Origin of the sequence: Pseudomonas oryzicola (genome assembly GCF_014269185.2) — a bacterium.
Lineage (GTDB): Bacteria > Pseudomonadota > Gammaproteobacteria > Pseudomonadales > Pseudomonadaceae > Aquipseudomonas > Aquipseudomonas oryzicola.
Map to the genome: position 1 here is coordinate 3,642,432 of NZ_JABWRZ020000001.1, position 16,047 is coordinate 3,658,478.

The 16,047-nt window shown below is 60.5% G+C and carries 20 protein-coding genes; 2 read left to right on the forward strand and 18 right to left on the reverse strand.

Going from position 1 to position 16,047, the window contains the following annotated elements; genetic code table 11:
- The 12 genes from HU760_RS16765 to HU760_RS16820 all read right to left on the reverse strand — a co-directional run bounded on the left by HU760_RS16765 (position 1) and on the right by HU760_RS16820 (position 9,502).
- Positions 1-582, reverse strand: coding sequence for a phage baseplate assembly protein V (locus HU760_RS16765; protein ID WP_186678559.1), 582 nt, complete (start codon positions 580-582; stop codon positions 1-3).
- Complete coding sequence (locus tag HU760_RS16770; RefSeq protein WP_186678561.1) at positions 579-1,109, reverse strand: hypothetical protein; 531 nt, start codon at positions 1,107-1,109, stop codon at positions 579-581. The genes HU760_RS16765 and HU760_RS16770 overlap by 4 nt, the downstream gene beginning before the upstream one ends.
- The gene (locus HU760_RS16775; protein WP_186678564.1) at positions 1,102-1,764 is read right to left on the reverse strand and encodes a hypothetical protein; all 663 of its coding nucleotides are present in this window, start codon (positions 1,762-1,764) and stop codon (positions 1,102-1,104) included. Before HU760_RS16775 ends, HU760_RS16770 begins: the two co-directional genes overlap by 8 nt.
- Entirely contained in the window at positions 1,761-2,075 is a 315-nt protein-coding gene (locus tag HU760_RS16780; RefSeq protein WP_186678568.1) for a head-tail joining protein, read from the reverse strand. The genes HU760_RS16775 and HU760_RS16780 overlap by 4 nt, the downstream gene beginning before the upstream one ends.
- 2 nt (positions 2,076-2,077) lie before the next feature.
- The gene (locus HU760_RS16785; protein WP_186678571.1) at positions 2,078-3,073 is read right to left on the reverse strand and encodes a major capsid protein; all 996 of its coding nucleotides are present in this window, start codon (positions 3,071-3,073) and stop codon (positions 2,078-2,080) included.
- A 62-nt stretch (positions 3,074-3,135) separates the two neighbouring features.
- The gene (locus tag HU760_RS16790) at positions 3,136-3,483 is read right to left on the reverse strand and encodes a head decoration protein (protein WP_186678573.1); all 348 of its coding nucleotides are present in this window, start codon (positions 3,481-3,483) and stop codon (positions 3,136-3,138) included.
- Positions 3,484-3,485: 2 nt separating this feature from the next.
- The gene (locus HU760_RS16795) at positions 3,486-4,643 is read right to left on the reverse strand and encodes a head maturation protease, ClpP-related (RefSeq protein WP_186678575.1); all 1,158 of its coding nucleotides are present in this window, start codon (positions 4,641-4,643) and stop codon (positions 3,486-3,488) included.
- Positions 4,640-6,133, reverse strand: coding sequence for a phage portal protein (locus tag HU760_RS16800; RefSeq protein WP_186678577.1), 1,494 nt, complete (start codon positions 6,131-6,133; stop codon positions 4,640-4,642). Before HU760_RS16800 ends, HU760_RS16795 begins: the two co-directional genes overlap by 4 nt.
- Positions 6,130-6,336, reverse strand: coding sequence for a phage head-tail joining protein (locus HU760_RS16805; RefSeq protein ID WP_021785548.1), 207 nt, complete (start codon positions 6,334-6,336; stop codon positions 6,130-6,132). The genes HU760_RS16800 and HU760_RS16805 overlap by 4 nt, the downstream gene beginning before the upstream one ends.
- A gap of 1 nt (position 6,337) precedes the next feature.
- Positions 6,338-8,371 carry a phage terminase large subunit family protein gene (locus HU760_RS16810; protein ID WP_186678579.1) on the reverse strand — a complete coding sequence of 678 codons (2,034 nt, stop codon included), beginning with the start codon at positions 8,369-8,371 and terminating at the stop codon, positions 6,338-6,340.
- Between the two features lie 4 nt (positions 8,372-8,375).
- The gene (locus HU760_RS16815; RefSeq protein WP_186678581.1) at positions 8,376-8,987 is read right to left on the reverse strand and encodes a terminase small subunit; all 612 of its coding nucleotides are present in this window, start codon (positions 8,985-8,987) and stop codon (positions 8,376-8,378) included.
- A gap of 170 nt (positions 8,988-9,157) precedes the next feature.
- Positions 9,158-9,502, reverse strand: a complete 345-nt coding sequence (locus HU760_RS16820) for a hypothetical protein (protein ID WP_186678583.1) — start codon at positions 9,500-9,502, stop codon at positions 9,158-9,160.
- 117 nt (positions 9,503-9,619) lie between these two features.
- Between HU760_RS16820 and HU760_RS16825 the strand changes: the two genes are divergently transcribed.
- Entirely contained in the window at positions 9,620-9,868 is a 249-nt protein-coding gene (locus HU760_RS16825) for a hypothetical protein (RefSeq protein WP_186678584.1), read from the forward strand.
- 15 nt (positions 9,869-9,883) lie between these two features.
- Here the strand turns inward: HU760_RS16825 and HU760_RS16830 are convergent, their stop codons facing one another.
- The 6 genes from HU760_RS16830 to HU760_RS16855 all read right to left on the reverse strand — a co-directional run bounded on the left by HU760_RS16830 (position 9,884) and on the right by HU760_RS16855 (position 15,202).
- Positions 9,884-10,231 (reverse strand): phage holin family protein, encoded by a 348-nt coding sequence (locus HU760_RS16830; protein ID WP_186678586.1) that lies wholly within the window; start codon positions 10,229-10,231, stop codon positions 9,884-9,886.
- A 207-nt stretch (positions 10,232-10,438) separates the two neighbouring features.
- Positions 10,439-10,987, reverse strand: coding sequence for a hypothetical protein (locus tag HU760_RS16835; protein ID WP_186678588.1), 549 nt, complete (start codon positions 10,985-10,987; stop codon positions 10,439-10,441).
- 325 nt (positions 10,988-11,312) lie between these two features.
- Complete coding sequence (locus tag HU760_RS16840) at positions 11,313-14,081, reverse strand: bifunctional DNA primase/polymerase (protein ID WP_186678595.1); 2,769 nt, start codon at positions 14,079-14,081, stop codon at positions 11,313-11,315.
- Complete coding sequence (locus tag HU760_RS16845) at positions 14,078-14,281, reverse strand: TraR/DksA C4-type zinc finger protein (RefSeq protein WP_019096614.1); 204 nt, start codon at positions 14,279-14,281, stop codon at positions 14,078-14,080. The genes HU760_RS16840 and HU760_RS16845 overlap by 4 nt, the downstream gene beginning before the upstream one ends.
- Positions 14,274-14,762, reverse strand: coding sequence for a phage regulatory CII family protein (locus HU760_RS16850; RefSeq protein ID WP_186678597.1), 489 nt, complete (start codon positions 14,760-14,762; stop codon positions 14,274-14,276). Before HU760_RS16850 ends, HU760_RS16845 begins: the two co-directional genes overlap by 8 nt.
- 215 nt (positions 14,763-14,977) lie before the next feature.
- The gene (locus HU760_RS16855; RefSeq protein WP_186678599.1) at positions 14,978-15,202 is read right to left on the reverse strand and encodes a transcriptional regulator; all 225 of its coding nucleotides are present in this window, start codon (positions 15,200-15,202) and stop codon (positions 14,978-14,980) included.
- Positions 15,203-15,299: 97 nt separating this feature from the next.
- Between HU760_RS16855 and HU760_RS16860 the strand changes: the two genes are divergently transcribed.
- Entirely contained in the window at positions 15,300-16,004 is a 705-nt protein-coding gene (locus tag HU760_RS16860) for a LexA family transcriptional regulator (protein WP_019096611.1), read from the forward strand.
- Positions 16,005-16,047: the final 43 nt, after the last annotated feature.

Below are 16,047 nucleotides of genomic sequence, written 5' to 3' on the forward strand. Positions count from 1 at the left end.
TCAGTGTTTGTGGTTTGCCGTGTTGCCGGCGGTATCAATGATTTTGCCCAGTCCGAGGATGTCGCCCGTTACGCGTAACGGCCCGACAATCTCCACGCTGCCTTCCAGGGTGATGACTGGCGCCTTGGCCTTGATCGCGGCCGACTCGGCGTTGATCGCGGCGCCGGTGATAACCGCCTTGCTACTGCCGACCTCGATGTTGACCGTGCCGCTGGGCAGCTTGATGGTGTAGCTGTTGGCGGCCCAGTCGTAAACCAGGGAGCCGCCATCCTCAAACCGCCACGTCTCGACATGATCGCGATTGTCCGGCGGCGGGCCGGTGTTGCCGTACAGCCCAGGAACGAACGTGCCTTGAGCGGGCTCGCCGCTCGGGCTTACCAGCACGCCTTGCTCACCCAGGCTCGGCGCTCGCCAGTGGCGGGCCTTGCCGGCGGATTGGGCATGCCAGCGAACCCAGGCACTGGTCCAGGCGCCGCCGTCGGATACCCGCACCTTCGCGGCGGCCAGGTCGACCGCCACGACGTAACAGGGGATTACCAGGCCCGCCAGCATGCGATCCATCTGCGCTGCCGCGTAACTCATGCCAGCGCCTCCGGTTCTCGATACTGGCCCTCGTTGCCGGGGCCACAGTCAGGATCGAAGGCGAACTTCACTGGGCCAGGCTCTCGGGGCCATGGCCACTCTTCTTCGCCCAGGTAGATGATCTGCGTCCATTCGACGACCCAAACCGCGAAGCTATCCAGCTCAGGACGGCTCCAATCGCGTTCTGCCCGCACGAACTCAGCGAACTCAACCAGAAGGCCCCAGGACTGCATGCGCAATAGCACCGCTAACTGCGCTGCAACGAATGCTGCGACATGCAAGCAGTTGGGCTCCTCTTGCCCGACGATAACCCGCGCCTCGAAACGAGCCTCGACTGCGACCTCGCCTGTGCCGGGATCCTTGTCGGCGTCCCCAAACCCAACCAGCTCGAGCACAACCGCTGGCGGGGTCACTACTTCGATACCCTCCGGCATGGTCCCGACATAGGCCAGGCCCGGAATCGCGTCCTTGATGTGTTCCTCGATAGCGGTGTACACCGCACCAAGGGGAATCGGCCCGTCATCCATTGCCTGTTCTCCGTAGGTACTTCTGCAGTTCGAAATTCAGCTCCTGCTCCATCACCACCAGCAGCCGTTCATGCGCTCGATTGGTCCAGGCCTCAAAATGCGGCCGGACTTCCTCCAGCGAGATCTTGGCCTTGGCCAAGGGGAAGCGACTGTCGTTCTCGGCAACCCACCCCGTCCGGCGCCCTCCCCGACCTGAAACCTCACTGTCCGGGTAGTCCTTGGCATCGAAGTGCTTGCTGGCCGTGCGGATCCAGATATCCGGGTTACCGCCATATACCCGCTTGAAGAACGCGCCCTGGTAGCGACGACCAGCAACTGACACGCCAGTACGGGACTGCCGGGGCCGGCCTGCTCGGCTGGCTTCGATGGGGTTGATGCCAAACCACAGCCGCCCCTGGCCATTGCTGGACACTGGGAAAGCCTTGAGGCGCTGCCTCACCGCAGTGATGGCGATCCGCTCCTGCCGGCCCACATCGCGAGCGATATGCGTGCGCAGCCAGCGAAGCACCTTGTTCACGGCCCTTCGCTGCGCCGCCGCCACCGCCTTGGGAACCAGCTTCGCGAAGTCCTTGAAGCCCTTCACGTCCTGCGGGTTGGCGTGCAACGAGATCAACCCGCTGCTGGCCGACTGCTTGTGGTAACTGCCCACACTCATAACGACTTCCTCAGAATGAGCGTCACCAAGCCGTCGCCACCCGGCTCGATGCTGGTGATGAGGTAATTGCCGCCGCCATCCTCCGGGGGCACGCCGAAGAAGACCTTGTGCTTCACTTCGATGCCGATGTTGTCCTGTACGCGGATGACCAGATGAGGCTCACGCAAAGCGGTTCTTATCTGGCCGACCTTGGGCTGCAGCCAAGGGGCTGAGAACATACCCAGCACCTCACGCCCCTCGATCAGCACCGTATCGCCCAGGATCTCGAACACCGTGGCGTCGACGTCGGGTATCAGGTCCCGGAAAGCCATGGTCAGAGCTTCAAGCGGAGAATGGCGCGAGGACGGGTCACCAGGTGCAGCGGGTTCGACTGGGCCTCACCGGCCACACCTTTCTTGAACGGCATCATTTCCAACTGGCTGTAGTACGGCAGGCCCTCGGTGTTGACCGTGTCCATGTAGTCAGCCGGCGCGAAGCGAGTGATGCAAAGGCCGGGTACACCTTCTGGAACCAGACGCGCCTCGTCGTCCGCGACAAAGGCGATTCCGCCAACCTTGCCCCGGTAGCGCTCCCAGGTGATGCCGCCGAATTCGAAGGTTTCGCGACCGTCAGCCCGCAACGCCGCAGCGTACTGGGTGCCCTCGTAGGTTTTCGCAACGCTCTTGTGTCCGATCAGCGCTCGCCAGAAGTTCTTACCGCAGAAGGCCCGGGCGCCACTGGTGGTAGCGGCGCCCAAGGCTTCCTCCTGGGCATCCAGCGCATCCACGCATTTCACCCGGACATTGGTGTCCGGGTTGGTCAGCTCCATCGGGATCTCGATGGGATCAAGATCGAAGCGGGCATAGATATTGAGCAACACTGTCTTGCCGTCCGCATCCAGCACGTGGCCGTTGAGCGCGCCCATGCGATGGAATTCATGCGTGGCATCCAGTTGCCGCCGGGCCTTCGCCAGACGCTTGTTGACCACGTCCTGGACCGCCTGCAGCTCAGTTTGCTCACCGAAGGCGCGGATGCCCTGGATCTCGTCCGCCTTGATGGCGAAGCGCTCGGGCAGGTGAACGGTATTGAATGGCAGCAGGATTCGCTTGCTACCGTTGACCACCAGCCCTGAAGTACCCCGCTCGCCCGCTGGCACCAAGGCCAGAGTTTCGCCGTCCTTCTCGACCTGGACGGTCACCGTGGTCACGCCCTCTTCCTCGAACAGTCCCAGTTCAGCCAGGCGCCCTGGCACGAATGGCTGCTCGTTGATCGCCGCCGTGAGCGCGGGAACCGAGAAAGCGTTGTCTTCAAAGATATCGATGTCAGCCATGAAGGCCCTCCAGAAATGCAAAACCCCGCACTTGGCGGGGCTGAAAATGGGTTGGCTCGCTATCAGCGAACGATGATGAATTGCGCCGCCAGGGCTTTCTCGGCATCAAGGTCGAGGCCCGTCAGCAGCCCCTCGCTCACCTCGGCCAAACGCACTACCGCACGCCCGCGCCGGGCTACGTCCGATTCGCCAACGGACGCAAACAAGATGCACTTGGCCGTCTCGCTGCCGTCAGCGGCCTCTGGGTTGTACGGAGCGAATTGGCCGGAGGCAGTGAGCTGCCCAAGAAGCTGGCCGGCTACCAAGGCAGCACCAGGTGCCAGCTCAATGACTTCGCGGGAGATCTTTCCTGCGCCCTCGGACAGCAGGAATTCACCGGCATGCACCGGTTCCACATAGTTTTTGCTCATGCTTAGGCTCCTTTGCCGGTGCGTTGTTGAGCGGCCTGCCGTCGCGCAGACCAAATATTGCTGGGGTTTGGAAGCTTCGCCTGGACTGTCTCAGGATCATCGGCAGCCGGTGGAAGGGTGTTGTCGATCTCGAAGCCCTTGCCCGAGCCGACCAGCTTGTCGAACAGGCGCGCCCGAACCACGGTCGCGTCCAGGCCAGCGCCGACATATTCGACCGCCATCTCGGGCAAGCGCGCCGCTACGCAGAGGTCTCGCACGGCTTTGGCGCGAGTCAACGCTGCCTGGACCGTGGCTTCGTCGGCCAGCTTGGTCGATGCGATCAGCGGTTCGACCAGGTTGCTGATGCCCGCTTTCGCACAAGCCTGCGTGATCATCAAAGCCAACGCCGTCGAGTTACCCGTGCTGGGAGCTGGGGGCTCATCGACCGGAGCGGGCTCGCTCGAGGCTTCCGGCTCGGCCTGGCTGGCCTGGAGCTGGTCCAACAACGCCTGCGGGGTGTTTCGGTACCGCGCCAGGGTGGCACCCTGCCCTAAGCAAGCCTGGACCTTGACGCCGTTGCCGATCTCGTCGGCCAGGCCCAGGTCCAATGCCTCCTGGGCGGTGAGCCAGGTTTCCGCATCGACCAGACGCCGTAGCTCAGCGTCATCAATGCTCGGCGCCTTGGCCTTGTAAGCAGCGATGATGGCCTCGAGCGCCTGGTCGAGAACATTCGCGACCCGGCGGAGGTCCTCAGCATCGCCGCCGACCCATGTGTAGGGGTTGTGGATCATCAGCATGGCGTTCGATGCCATCACCACGCGGTGCGCACCACATACCGCCACGCTGCCAGCACTGGCCGCCAGGGCATCGACCCGGCCGGTGCAGCGCTCACCCAGTCGGCTCAGTGCATTGTGAATCGCGAGGCCTTCGAACAGATCGCCCCCGTTGGTATTGAAGGCCACCACCACTTCCGAAACGCCATCGTCCACCGCCTTGAGGTCCTGAATGAACTGGTTCGCGGTGATGCCCCAGGCGCCAATCTCGCCGTAGACATAGACTTCGATGACCTTGGCCCCGGCCTTCCCCTCGGCGGCTGCAGCGATCTTGTACCAATGCCCATCCTCTACCTGCGGCATGGACTTGGCCTTGTTGAAGATGCGGAACGGCATCAACGATTTCATGTTTTCCCCTTCTCGTCGGGCTCATCCGGCTCATCCTTGATGGCCGACAAGCTGCTGTAGTTGAGGCCCAGGTCCTTGGCCCGGGCGATATCTGCGGCGTTCTCTTCGTCCACGACTTCCGCGTCCGTACCAGAGCGAAGGCACATCTCCGTACGCGAGGCGAAACCCGCCCCCACCTCGAGCATCCGCGACTGAACGTCTTGAACGGGATGGATGTAGGCCCAGCCCTGTGGCACCCACCGCGTGCGCAAGTACTCACGCCGCCGCAGGACGTAGTCTTCCAGTTCCAACGCCCCGGCCAGCACCGCCATGTCCATCCATGCGGCTCGCACAGGGCGACACAACTGGTGGACGTACACCTGGAACTGCAACTGCTCCAGCCGGCGGCGAAACTCAGTGAGCACCACGCGAATCGCTCGGTCGTTCACATCGCGCATGTCACCGGTCATCAGCTCGTAAGGCAGACCTGCGCCAGCGGCCGCAGCCATCAGTTGCTGCCGCATGAAGTCGGGGTAGTTATTACCGCCATCAGGCGGGTCGGAGAATTCCACCTGTTCCCCCGGCCCGAGTTCCTGCATGGTGCCGGGCTCCAATGCCACCATTGGCGTGAACGCATCTCGGTCATGGACAACCGGTGCGCCGGTCAGCATGTCCATCGGCGGATGCCCTGGCCCTTCCGGGGCGGGCTTGCGAACGAAGCCCGCGAACAGGTTCGCCACTTCCTGGCGAAACAGCACCGCGTCGTCGTAGTTGTCCAGGCTGCGCAGGCGCTTCAGGATCGGCGCGAGCCGAGGCACACCGCGCAACTGGCCGGGTTCCAAGGGCTCGAAGATGTGTAACATCTGCTCGGCCGGGACGCGTACCAAAGGGTTGTAGCCGGCGCTGAGCGAGGCCTTATCGCTCGGGTGGTTGCGGTAGCACCAGTAAGCAACGCGCCGCCCTATGCTGTTGAACTCGATCCCGGCGCGGATGACGTTGCCGGACCGCGTCACTTCGAACTTGTCATGCGGGACGAATTCAGGTGCAAGGCACTGCACCTGCAGCGGGACCGCCAGTCCATCCTCCAGCCGGCGTGGCCGCAAGCGGACGAAACACTCACCGGATTGCTCGACCGTCCGTGCTACCAGCGCCTGCTGTCCGTAGAAGTCGGTGCGCTCATCCGCATCCGATTCGTCCACCCAATCCTCCCACAACACCTGCATGGCCTTGCGCAGCGCCTTGTCGAGCAAGCGCGGTTGAGGCGTGATGCCGGTACCGATCAGGTTGCTGACGCGTTTGTCGATGATGTTGGCCGCATACGGGTCGTTGCGCACCGCTGCCCGCGAGCGCGAACGCAGGTTGCGCAGGGCGGGCATGATCAGGCTGTTTGGCCCCGTATCAGGGGCATCCCAGTTAGAGGAACGCCGCCCTTCGGCGGCGCCCTCGTAGCTGGCCTTGATGCGCTCCGGTACCAACAGGCCTGAGCGCGTGGAGATATAGCGGCCGCTCACAAGCCCTTACCTCCGTGGTAAAGCCGAACCACGCGTGAGCGTCGGCCAGCTGCCTGGGCCAGCTCGGTGCGGATCAGATCGCGGGCCTTGATGAGTTCGTCCACCGTCCGATACTCGACGGTGCGGTCGCTGTAGCGAACGATACGTTCGCCACGGGCAATCGCACCTTCGACAGCCGCAAGGTGTGCCTGGGTGTATGCCATGTCAGCGTCTCTTCAGATAGCCGCTGCTTGAGCTGCGGCGTTGCATTGTTGGAGGTGCCGGACGAGGCGGCGTTGGCGGGGCCGTAGGAGCGGGCCGGGCTGGCGGCTGAGCCAGGACTTCAGACTCGAGCTCTGCACCGCCGTCATCGTCCTCTTGCTCAATGGCCTGCGGTTTCGCAGTGGGCGGCTCATCGAACAGGTTCACCTGGGCCAGGGCCTGACGTAGCTTGTCCCACTCCTGCTCGCCGTAGCGATGTAGACCCAGGTAGTACGCCATGGCCAGGTTGTACACCATTAGGTCGAGCGCTTCGTTGCGCTCGGCCTTGCTTTTCACCCAATCGAACCGCTCATGCCCCTTCACATAGCGGACGACCTTCCGTTCTGCTACGCACTGCTGGAAGAATTCATCCGGCAGGTCCTTGGCGAAGTGAAGCGCGCCTGGGCCAGACTCGAAGTTGTAGCGGTTGTAAATCCAGTCCTTGGCCGTGTCGGTACCGACGATCCACAGCTCGGCGCCGTTGCGTTCAGTCTGGCCCCGCCAGGTAACATCCACCAAGGACGGGCGCTGCGCGATCACAGGCTTGTTCGGTTTACTAGCGCCTTTGAGCGCAAACACGTTGCGCCAACGACGTACGCGAGCGAACTGGTAGACCTCATGGGTGTGATGACCGCCGGAGTCGATGCCCGTAGCTAGGATGCCTAGAGCTACGCCGCAAGGATGCCGATATCGAACTTTCAAGCGCTCATCCAACAGCGCCCAAGTGCGTTCATCAGCTGGATCGCCGGGGATAACCTGGTGATCGACCACCCAGCGCTCCATGCCTGCCCCCCACCCCATGACCATCATTTCCAAACGGTTGGCCTGAACGTCGACGGAGGCCGTTAGCGCGAGCGCCCCCACAGGCAAGGTACCCAGTACATAGTCCTCTTGAAGAGCGCGGGCCTGCAGCACCTCTGCCTTGGTTTGCTCAAGTGCGCTATCCCAGACCTCTGCTAGGCGGGTGTTGTAAAACACCTGCATGGGATACAGGTTACCTCGGCCCTGGGCCCGCTTAGCTTCTTCAAATTCTCGGGCAAGCGTGGCCCAGGACTGCCAGCCCAACGGGGCATAAAGCGCATTGAGGTGAAAGCTCACCGTCTCGCCATCTCCCTGCGCATGTGCACGCCATTCCCCTTTGGCAAGCATCTCTGCCTTGTGGTGCTCTTCGATCAGCACATCACACTCAGGCCCAGCACATTGGTAGTGCGCGGTACTGAAATCAGGTGAATACAACAACCGTTCCCAGACAAACACCTGCATGTGCCCGCAATGCGGACAAGGCACGTAGTAATGCCGCTGATCCCCCATCATGTAGAGATCATCTATTCGCGACATACCCTTGATGAGCGGAGAGCTGGAAAAGTAGAACTTCGCCTTACGCCCAAAGGTACTTCCCCTCGCTTCGGCCAGCTTGATGGGGTCACCTTCTTGGTTAACGTCTACCTCCCAGCGATCAACCTCATCGCCGTACACGTACCGCGCCGATAACTCGGAAAGGTTGGCCGCCGAACCAGCCGTTGTGGCAAACAACGCGCCACCATCAAATTCCTTTGTGTCGAGGGTGTTACGGGAATCTCTGGAACGAACCGCCGCGACGCGCTCCTTCAGTTCCGGTACTGCATCAATGGTCTTGCCAATCCGGGAAGATACCCGCTTCGCCAGGCTGCCAGTGGGAAGGAGCGTAAGGATGTTGGCCGGCGCCATATGGATCAGGGCCCCGATCCAGTTTAGGGCGATCTGTGTTTTCATGAGCTGCGAAGCGATTTTGGTCACCACCCGCTTACACGGATGTGCGGGAGAAAGGCAGCGCATGGGTTCGCGTGCATACGGGGTACGCTCAGTTCGGTATTTGCCAGGCTCTGCGGCACCAGTACCTCGCGGGATGCGCATGTACTCATCGGCCCACTCGTCGACCCACAGATCTGGGTCAGGCATCAGCCCCCGGCAAAACGCTTCGCGGTACACCTCTGCACCGTCTGCGTATCCGGTGTTCATAGGCTCAGCTCTGCTTTTCGGCTCGATTGTGGTTAATGGCTTTTTCCAGGTCGGCGCTGTTCATCTTGGCTGCGTCAGTGAACACACGCCGGAAGGTGTCGGTGAGGTGTTTCTCGACTTCCCACAGGTCATTCATGCCCACCACTTCGCCAGCGAGCTGGGGGGCAAGCCCGAAAAACTGCTCGCGAAGCATCCGCCCTGCAGCGAACGCAGCGTCTTCGACTGCAACCCGTTCGACCAAGCTGCCCCGCACTTTGTAAAACTCGGTCTCAGCCAGTCCTGCGAGATAGAACTCTCGATGCGCCTTGGCCCGCTGGAAGTTGGGCCCTCCACCTGGCGCGTGATCCGGTTGCTGCACCGGAGGTGTGTCGGCGCCGGGTTGGAGGTGGGCCCGGACATCCCGCTCGATGCGGTTTTCTTCATGCCGGGCCGCGACGGCTAATTTGCTTGGGTCCGCTGTCTCCTGAATCTTGGCTTCGGTAGCCTGCACGTCTACCAATTTGCCATCGGGGGAAAGCACCAACCGGTCATTGTTTTTCAGCCAGGTGATGTAACTGGGTGATCTCCCTATGCGAGCCGCGAAGGCGCTCTTTGACATGAAATTCGAATCCGTCATGAGCCTTCCCTTTCAGAGACATTTCAACGAACAACCTTTCAATTTCAACAGGTTGAATTTCAGTAAGCTGGCAAGCCTCCCGCTAGCAAAGAGCCGCGGGTTTCCTGCCCCGTACCCCGGCCATATCGCCAGGGTCCCCGGCCCTAGCCAATAACGACCGGAGTACTTCATCACACCAACCAGCAGCCGATCCCATAAAGGCCAGCCAACGCCGCACCGACACCGGCCAAAAAAGGCCACACAGGGGCAGGATGGCTTTTGATCTCCGCAACGGCGCCAGGCGCAATTGTCTCCACGGTCGAACGCTTCGGTTCCCAGGGCAACAGTTCAGCATTTGCGCAAGACTCGTGCGCCAAATCGGTACGAACCACAAAACCGCGATCAGAAGTACGCGCCACCGCTTCGTCGCCCTTACGCAGAACCAGCTCGCAACCCAAAGGCGCGAAATCGTCAGCCTCGATACAAATGGGCAAGGGACGATCAGGCAGAAACACGGTGTAAGTTTTCTGAGTCATAAGCACCTCACAGGTAGGTTGAGCTCACAGATTGGTGAGCTGTAAAAATAAGAGCAGTCGTGGTAACAAGTCCGGTTGGCGGCATCGTTCTGACGCCCCATCAAAAAGGACTTGAAAATGCAGTTCGATATCTACCGCGATCAGGCGCTTGAGAGACTTCTGATCGTGAAGCGCGGCACAAGCATCAATCAGCTTAAAGATCTCCAACCTAGTTTTCTGAACGTGCTTGAACGACCAAACCAAGTCGATAGCGAAGTCGGTAGCCTCCCCTTGGGACTAAATAAGAAAGAGGTTATCGAGGCTATAGAGCATCACGGCTACTTCGCGAGGACGCTCAAAGTCAGCATCAATGAGGTTGACGACTAAACAGAAGCGCTTGTCTTAACTGGCACCAGGGTGACTGGGCGGTGGCATCTCGCTCACGCCCAGCCGCTTGGCGGCCCAGCGCATGTAGAGGTTGATAGCGACATCGGCGCCGGCCATCGCAGCCAAGCATCCAACCGCTGCTGCCGCCCATACCGAAACGCCGAGGGCGTACAGCAGCATGTTGGTCGAAAGACCGCAGGTCACGCAGGCTCCAGAGCGTAACGCCAATCGACGAATCAGCCCCCAACCGCGAGCGCCCGCCATGTCCGCCCGCCACATCTCTCCCGAAACACCGCCGACCAAGGACAACACGATCACCATCCAGATCGGCAGTTCGGCTAACGTTTGTTGCTCGCTGTTCATGTAAGCCTCATTGGCAAAGCACGGCGCCGGAAAAAGAAAACCCCGCCACTTGGCAGGGTTCTCGATGCGCCGACAATTCGGAGCGGCTTGCACAGCACAGTGCTTGTGGGGGAAGCGCCTAAGCGCACTTTTGATATCGTGGCGCCTTTTTACATGCCACCGGAAAAACCGAAAAGGGCCTATTTTCGGTTCGTCGCCATGTGGTGGCTATGTCTCATCAATGTTGCACGCAAGTCGCATATTCACCCGACGAACGGTCTGCTGGCGGACGCGGCCAGCGCGGGCGGCCAGGATGGCAAACACCTGCAGGTGAAGAGCCTTAACCCAGTTTCGGTAGGTGCGGTCGGCGTCCTCAGCCAGCCCAACCTCGCGCATCTGCTCGCGCACCGTGGCCCCATACAGGTAGCGCAGTTGGGCCAGCTTGGCCAGCGTAGCCCCGCGCGGATCACGCCGCTCCAGCTGGACCACTGCCGCGTCAACCTCTGCTGCCGCGTGATCAAGGCCTGCACCGCCGACCAAAATTCGCGAACCGGATGAGCCTCCGCGCGGTGCAGCCCCCTTCCATTCCATAATGCTGCCCATTTGACTGCCCAAGCTGGCATCCAACCCAAGCTGTCCACGCCGCTCTCCCCAATGCTTCATCAGCTCGGCAACCAGACGCAGGCGTTCGGACTGGTCGATAAGTGCCGCCATACTGATGCGGTGCAGCGCGTGATCCACCTGCCCCTGTAGGCGCAATCCTTGGTCCTTCGTCATCGCCAGCCCTCCCCGGCCAATACCCAACACGCATTTGGCAAACCCAACACAAACCCAACACACTCAGAACTTAATGAATTCAATGGATTGGAAGTAACTGTGTTGAGTGTGTTGGGTGTGTTGGGTTTTTCAGGGTTCGCATAGAGATTTCTTCCCCCTTCGATTTCAGCGATTAAAAAAAATCGCGCGCGCGCGCGTGCGCACAAACCCAACACACCCAACACACATACCCCCAAAGCCACAGATTCCGGGGCCTGAATGTGTGTTGGCTTACCGAAACCAACCCAACACAAACCCAACACACCCAACACACTTAATGGCAGAGTCATGCCGCAAGCCTCTTGATGTGGTCCCAACTGTCCACGCTCCAGCCCGCCAGCTTTGCTCGGGCACGCCACTCGACAACGGTCTTGCCCAGCTCGGCCGACTTCATGGATGGGGGCAGGGAAGGATCGCCCTCGCTGGGCACAAAGAACGCCGCAAATCGGCGAGAACTGCCATCAGTCCAGGGGATAGGGCGTGTCTTCTCCACCTTCGCGCTTAACATCAGCGAGAACTTCGTGTGGCTCATGGAGTTCTCTTTGTTGTGGGAGCACCACTCAAGGAACATGGCGTACACATCGGAAGTCAGGCAGCAGCCCCATAGACCGTGCCCCAACTCACCGTTTCGCCAGAGGTAGAAGAAGGTCTGCCAAGCCGTGCGACTCAGCTCAACAAGCCTCTGGCGGGCTTCAGTTTTTGGCGGACGCGTGCGCTGGTTGAAATCCCCAAGGTCGACATCGAGCAGCCACCCGTACAAGGCTGCCACCCCACCGTTGGCCAACTCTCGGGCGATAGCCTTCTGCCTTTCGGCGGGCAGAGTCTCCATTGGCCACATCACTAGCATCCGGCGGTCGTCTTCACTGATCGGCCACGGCATTATCTCGTTGCTCAAGAACGCCGAGTTCATGTGGTTGGATTCTTCCCAGCCGTTGATGAACTTGGATTCCATGCGCACCGTCTTGCCGGTGATCATGTGCTTGATCTTGCCTACCTGGTTGTAGCGCTGGTCACGGCTCACCACCTCTTCAAACACGGCCCAAAGCTTGCCGCTTTGCCAGGCGTTGAAATTGCCCTCCAGCTGTGCTTGGCCAACCGTGGCACCGTAACGACCGTACAGCTCGCCCATGATGTCCGCGAACAGCAGGCTTTTGCCCGAGCCCTCCATGGTTGAGTGGAACAGAATCGCGGTGTCCATCTTTGCGCCCATGTGCTGCAGCGGGTAGGCCAGCCACTTGACCAGCCAATCCAACGCTTCGGCGTCATTGTTGCAAAGGAACGAGATCAGCCACCGCAGGTTCTCGCACGCAGCATCGTCACGGACCGGCTCAAGCGGCAAGCCCTCAAAAGTGTTGATGTAGATCGCCGGGTCCTTGGTCATCGTTGGGTCGAACACGATGTGATCGACGTCCACCACCCGCCGTTCCGGGCTGTTCAGCCAGAGCTGGTAGGCATCCCCCAAGGCCATCTTGACGCTGCCCTCGGGCAACCGACGCTTCTTCTCACGATCCCAGGCCTCTTTTGTCCCATCGATGTAGATGTACCGGTCGAGCGGTTCAAGCTTCAGCGCTCCACCCTTCTTGCTGGACATCTTCCGGGCCTGCTCAAGCTCTTGCACCTGCTCGGAGGCGATGAGCTTCTTGTCGGTCCGCTCCATCCACGCTTTCGAGAGTGGCTTGCCGACCAAGGCCTCGAAGCCTGTCCGCTTCATCGACCGTCGCTTGTCGAAGTCCCATACGTTCGTGGAACCTTCGACCAGGGCAAATCGGCGCATCGCAGCATCAATGTCCAAGGTATCTCCCCCCGGCCCCCCGGTGGCCGAGGAGTCGGCCGGGCTGATGGCCTCGACGTCTGATGGGGTGCGGGGAAGATGCTCGACATTGCTATCGACGACCAGAGGCAGCTCGGCCGGCTCCACCACCGATGGGGCACGGGGAAGTTCGCCCAATGGCGGCGGTGCCGGCGGACGGGACTTCGCGTCAATACCCAGGATCCGAGCTGCCGCCCTAGTCGCAGCCTTCTGGTCGCCGTCGTGCTCTAGGATGCAGAACACATCGAACGCATCGTTCTTGTGTCCGTTTGCCAGTGGGTCCGAGGTGTGATGCGAGTAGAGCTTGCCCTCCGTGATTGTCACACCGGGTAGGCCAGAGCTGCTGTGCGGGCTCAACCACTTCCCATCGACGCGCTTGTAACCGTGCGCCTCAATCATCGTTGCGATGTCATGGGTACGATTGAATTCAGGGATAACCTCGGGGAGCCGGTCACGAGATCGTGCTGCAGCTGTTGATGGTTTGGCCATGGGACGAGCTGCAGGCGCAGGCGTTGCCGCCTTCGGTTTCCACGGGCAAACGGCCTCCCCCTTCGGTTTGAACTCATCCCAGTCCTGCCAGATGGCCAACAAGTCGGCAGGCAGCTCTGGCAAGCCTTCAGCTGTCGGAGGGGTACGCCATGTGTAAGGCTTGTGAGTACCCGGGTGAATGGATGGTGGCAATACGTCCTGCACCAGGCCACCCCGCAACTCGAAGACTGTCACTTTCTTGAAAGGCTCAGCCGCCATGCGGAAGGCGGCCTCGCGGCCTGCATCCCCCGCGTCCATGGCAGCCTTCACTTGCACCATGAGCCCTTTGTAGATGGTGCCATCCGGGTCGTTTTTATTTGGCCAAACCAAGGCGTGGCGACTCAGCTCCACCCCCTCAGGGACGCGGAACATCACGCGGAATCGTTCAGGGTTGCCCACGGAGGTGGGGTACGCGTCAGCGAGTGCGTCGACATCAAGCCCAAGCGTCTGCTGCAGCACCTGCCGGGTCAGCTCGACATCATCAACATCGAGCGAGCAGACACGACTCGGCCCAAGCACAACTCCGAGGTTGTGGTTCGGGCTCGCAGTCCAAAACGCTTCAGCTTTCGAGGCATCCGTGAAATAGCCACCAGGCTTGTTCCATCCAGCCCCCTTCGGTCCCTTTTCACCCGGTTCGATAGGAACCAGAGCCAGACCGAAGGTTTCAATGTAACGCCGCGCCCAATCAGCTGTGGTAGGAGTTGGGCGTTCGCTCATCTCCGGCGCTCCCGCAACTCCTGGCAATCGATGCAGGTTTCGCAGCCGGAGACCGACAATTGACGGGCCAGCGGAATCGGCTCATCGCAGTCCTCGCAGATCTGCGCGCTTGGCTTGACCGGGAGTCGCGCAAGACGCTGCAGCGACAACTGGAGGAAATACTCAGCGCGGTCATTGGCAAAATCGACGGCATCAGCCATGGCTTGCGTCCTCCATGGCTTCGCGCGCGCCCGCCATGATGGCGAGAACTTGCCGGATAACTTCCATGCCACGCTGCTCCAGATTCAACACCTCCGCCAAGGTCCAAACGTTGTCCGAGGCACCATTATGCAGGCTACCCACGAATTGACCGGACTCGGCCAGAAGCTTCGCAACCGCCTGCAAGGCATCGTTGGTAGCAGGCACAGGCTTGGGGCGATACCAGACCGCACCGGCAGGACGAACCAGCGCATCGAGCAACCGAGGATCAGCGGTCCACTGCACGATCTCTTCCAGCTCGTCAGGGGTTGGCCAGCGGCGGTCGTCGGCATGGTGCAACTTCTTCTGCAGGGCATCCACTTCGAGCCCCATGTCAAACGCGAGTCTGGTGATACCGCCGTGATAATCACGACCCGCGCGGTAGAGCGCTTGCCGCAAAGTGAGAACCGGACCTGCGCCCGGCAAAAGATCAATCCTGCTCATAACCGTAAATCCTCGGTTTACGGCCTAGTCATAGGATCATGTAAGACCTATCCTACGACCACGACCTGTGTGCTGTGCCCTGCGTGCTGTGCGGGCATGGCATGTGGTAATAGTCGTCCGGCTGAACTTGTGAGAGAGGCCACCGGCCGACGAGAGTGATGGTGCTTCGTACTGTCATAGCTGGGCTGGGAGGTGAGAGACCTGGCCCAGCGTTCTTACCCCTTTCCTTGTCTTAAGTACCCCCAGTCAATGTCCGGTCGCAGCGACTCACAAGTAACCTCCCCTCCCGTTTCTCGATCCAAATTGACAGCCAACCCCGCACCTGCGCGGCGGTTTCCATAAGCCACTTGCTTCAGTTGGCCGACCGATGTTCCGCAGTGCCGTGCGAGGGCGTCGACCCCGTCCTTGTCTATCGTTTTCAAATATTCGCTAAGCGTCATAGACACCTCCAATGCCCGGCAGATTAGCAATTGCTAATTATGAAGGCAATAGCAACTCGTAATTTACTGTTTGCTAACGGAAAGCAATCATCTGCTGATGGACATTAACGAAAGGCGCATCGCCTCCCTCCGTACGATCATGGGGAACCTGAGCCAGAAGGAATTCGCCGAGGCTCACGACCTAGACGCGTCGTACCTGTCGCAACTGCTCAACGGCCACCGCAAGCTGGGGGAAAAGGCTGCGCTTAATCTCGAGCTCAAGATTGGGCTTGCAGCAGGGACGCTGACATCTCCTCCAATGGAGGAACCCTCCATCGCAGCCCCAACCAACGTGGTTCGCCTGCCCACCAGGGCAGCAAAGGACAAGAACTACGTTCTGATTCCGCATCTCGATGTCGCGGCTTCTATGGGGCATGGCAAGGCAGCCCCGGAAATGCACATTGAAGTCATCCGCGACATGACGGTTCACCTAGACTGGCTCAGGATGCAGGGCCTTAGTTTTTCCAACATCGACAACCTGGCGATCATCACTGGCGATGGCGACAGCATGTCTGGCACATTCGCTGACGGCGATGCCCTGCTTGTGGATCGCGGGATCACCGAGGTGAAGACAGACGCAATTTATGTCTTCACCCTCGACGGCGATCTCTACATCAAACGCCTGCAGCGTCTGACTGGAGGCCAGCTCCGAATGATCTCCGACAATCCTATCTACCCGCCGATTACCATCGACGAGTCGATGATCGAGCGTATGCATATCCAGGCCCGTGTCCTACTGGCCTGGAACGCGAAAAAGCTCTAACGCCTTCTTGGGTTGTGTCATACCGGCCATCCGCCGGGGCGCA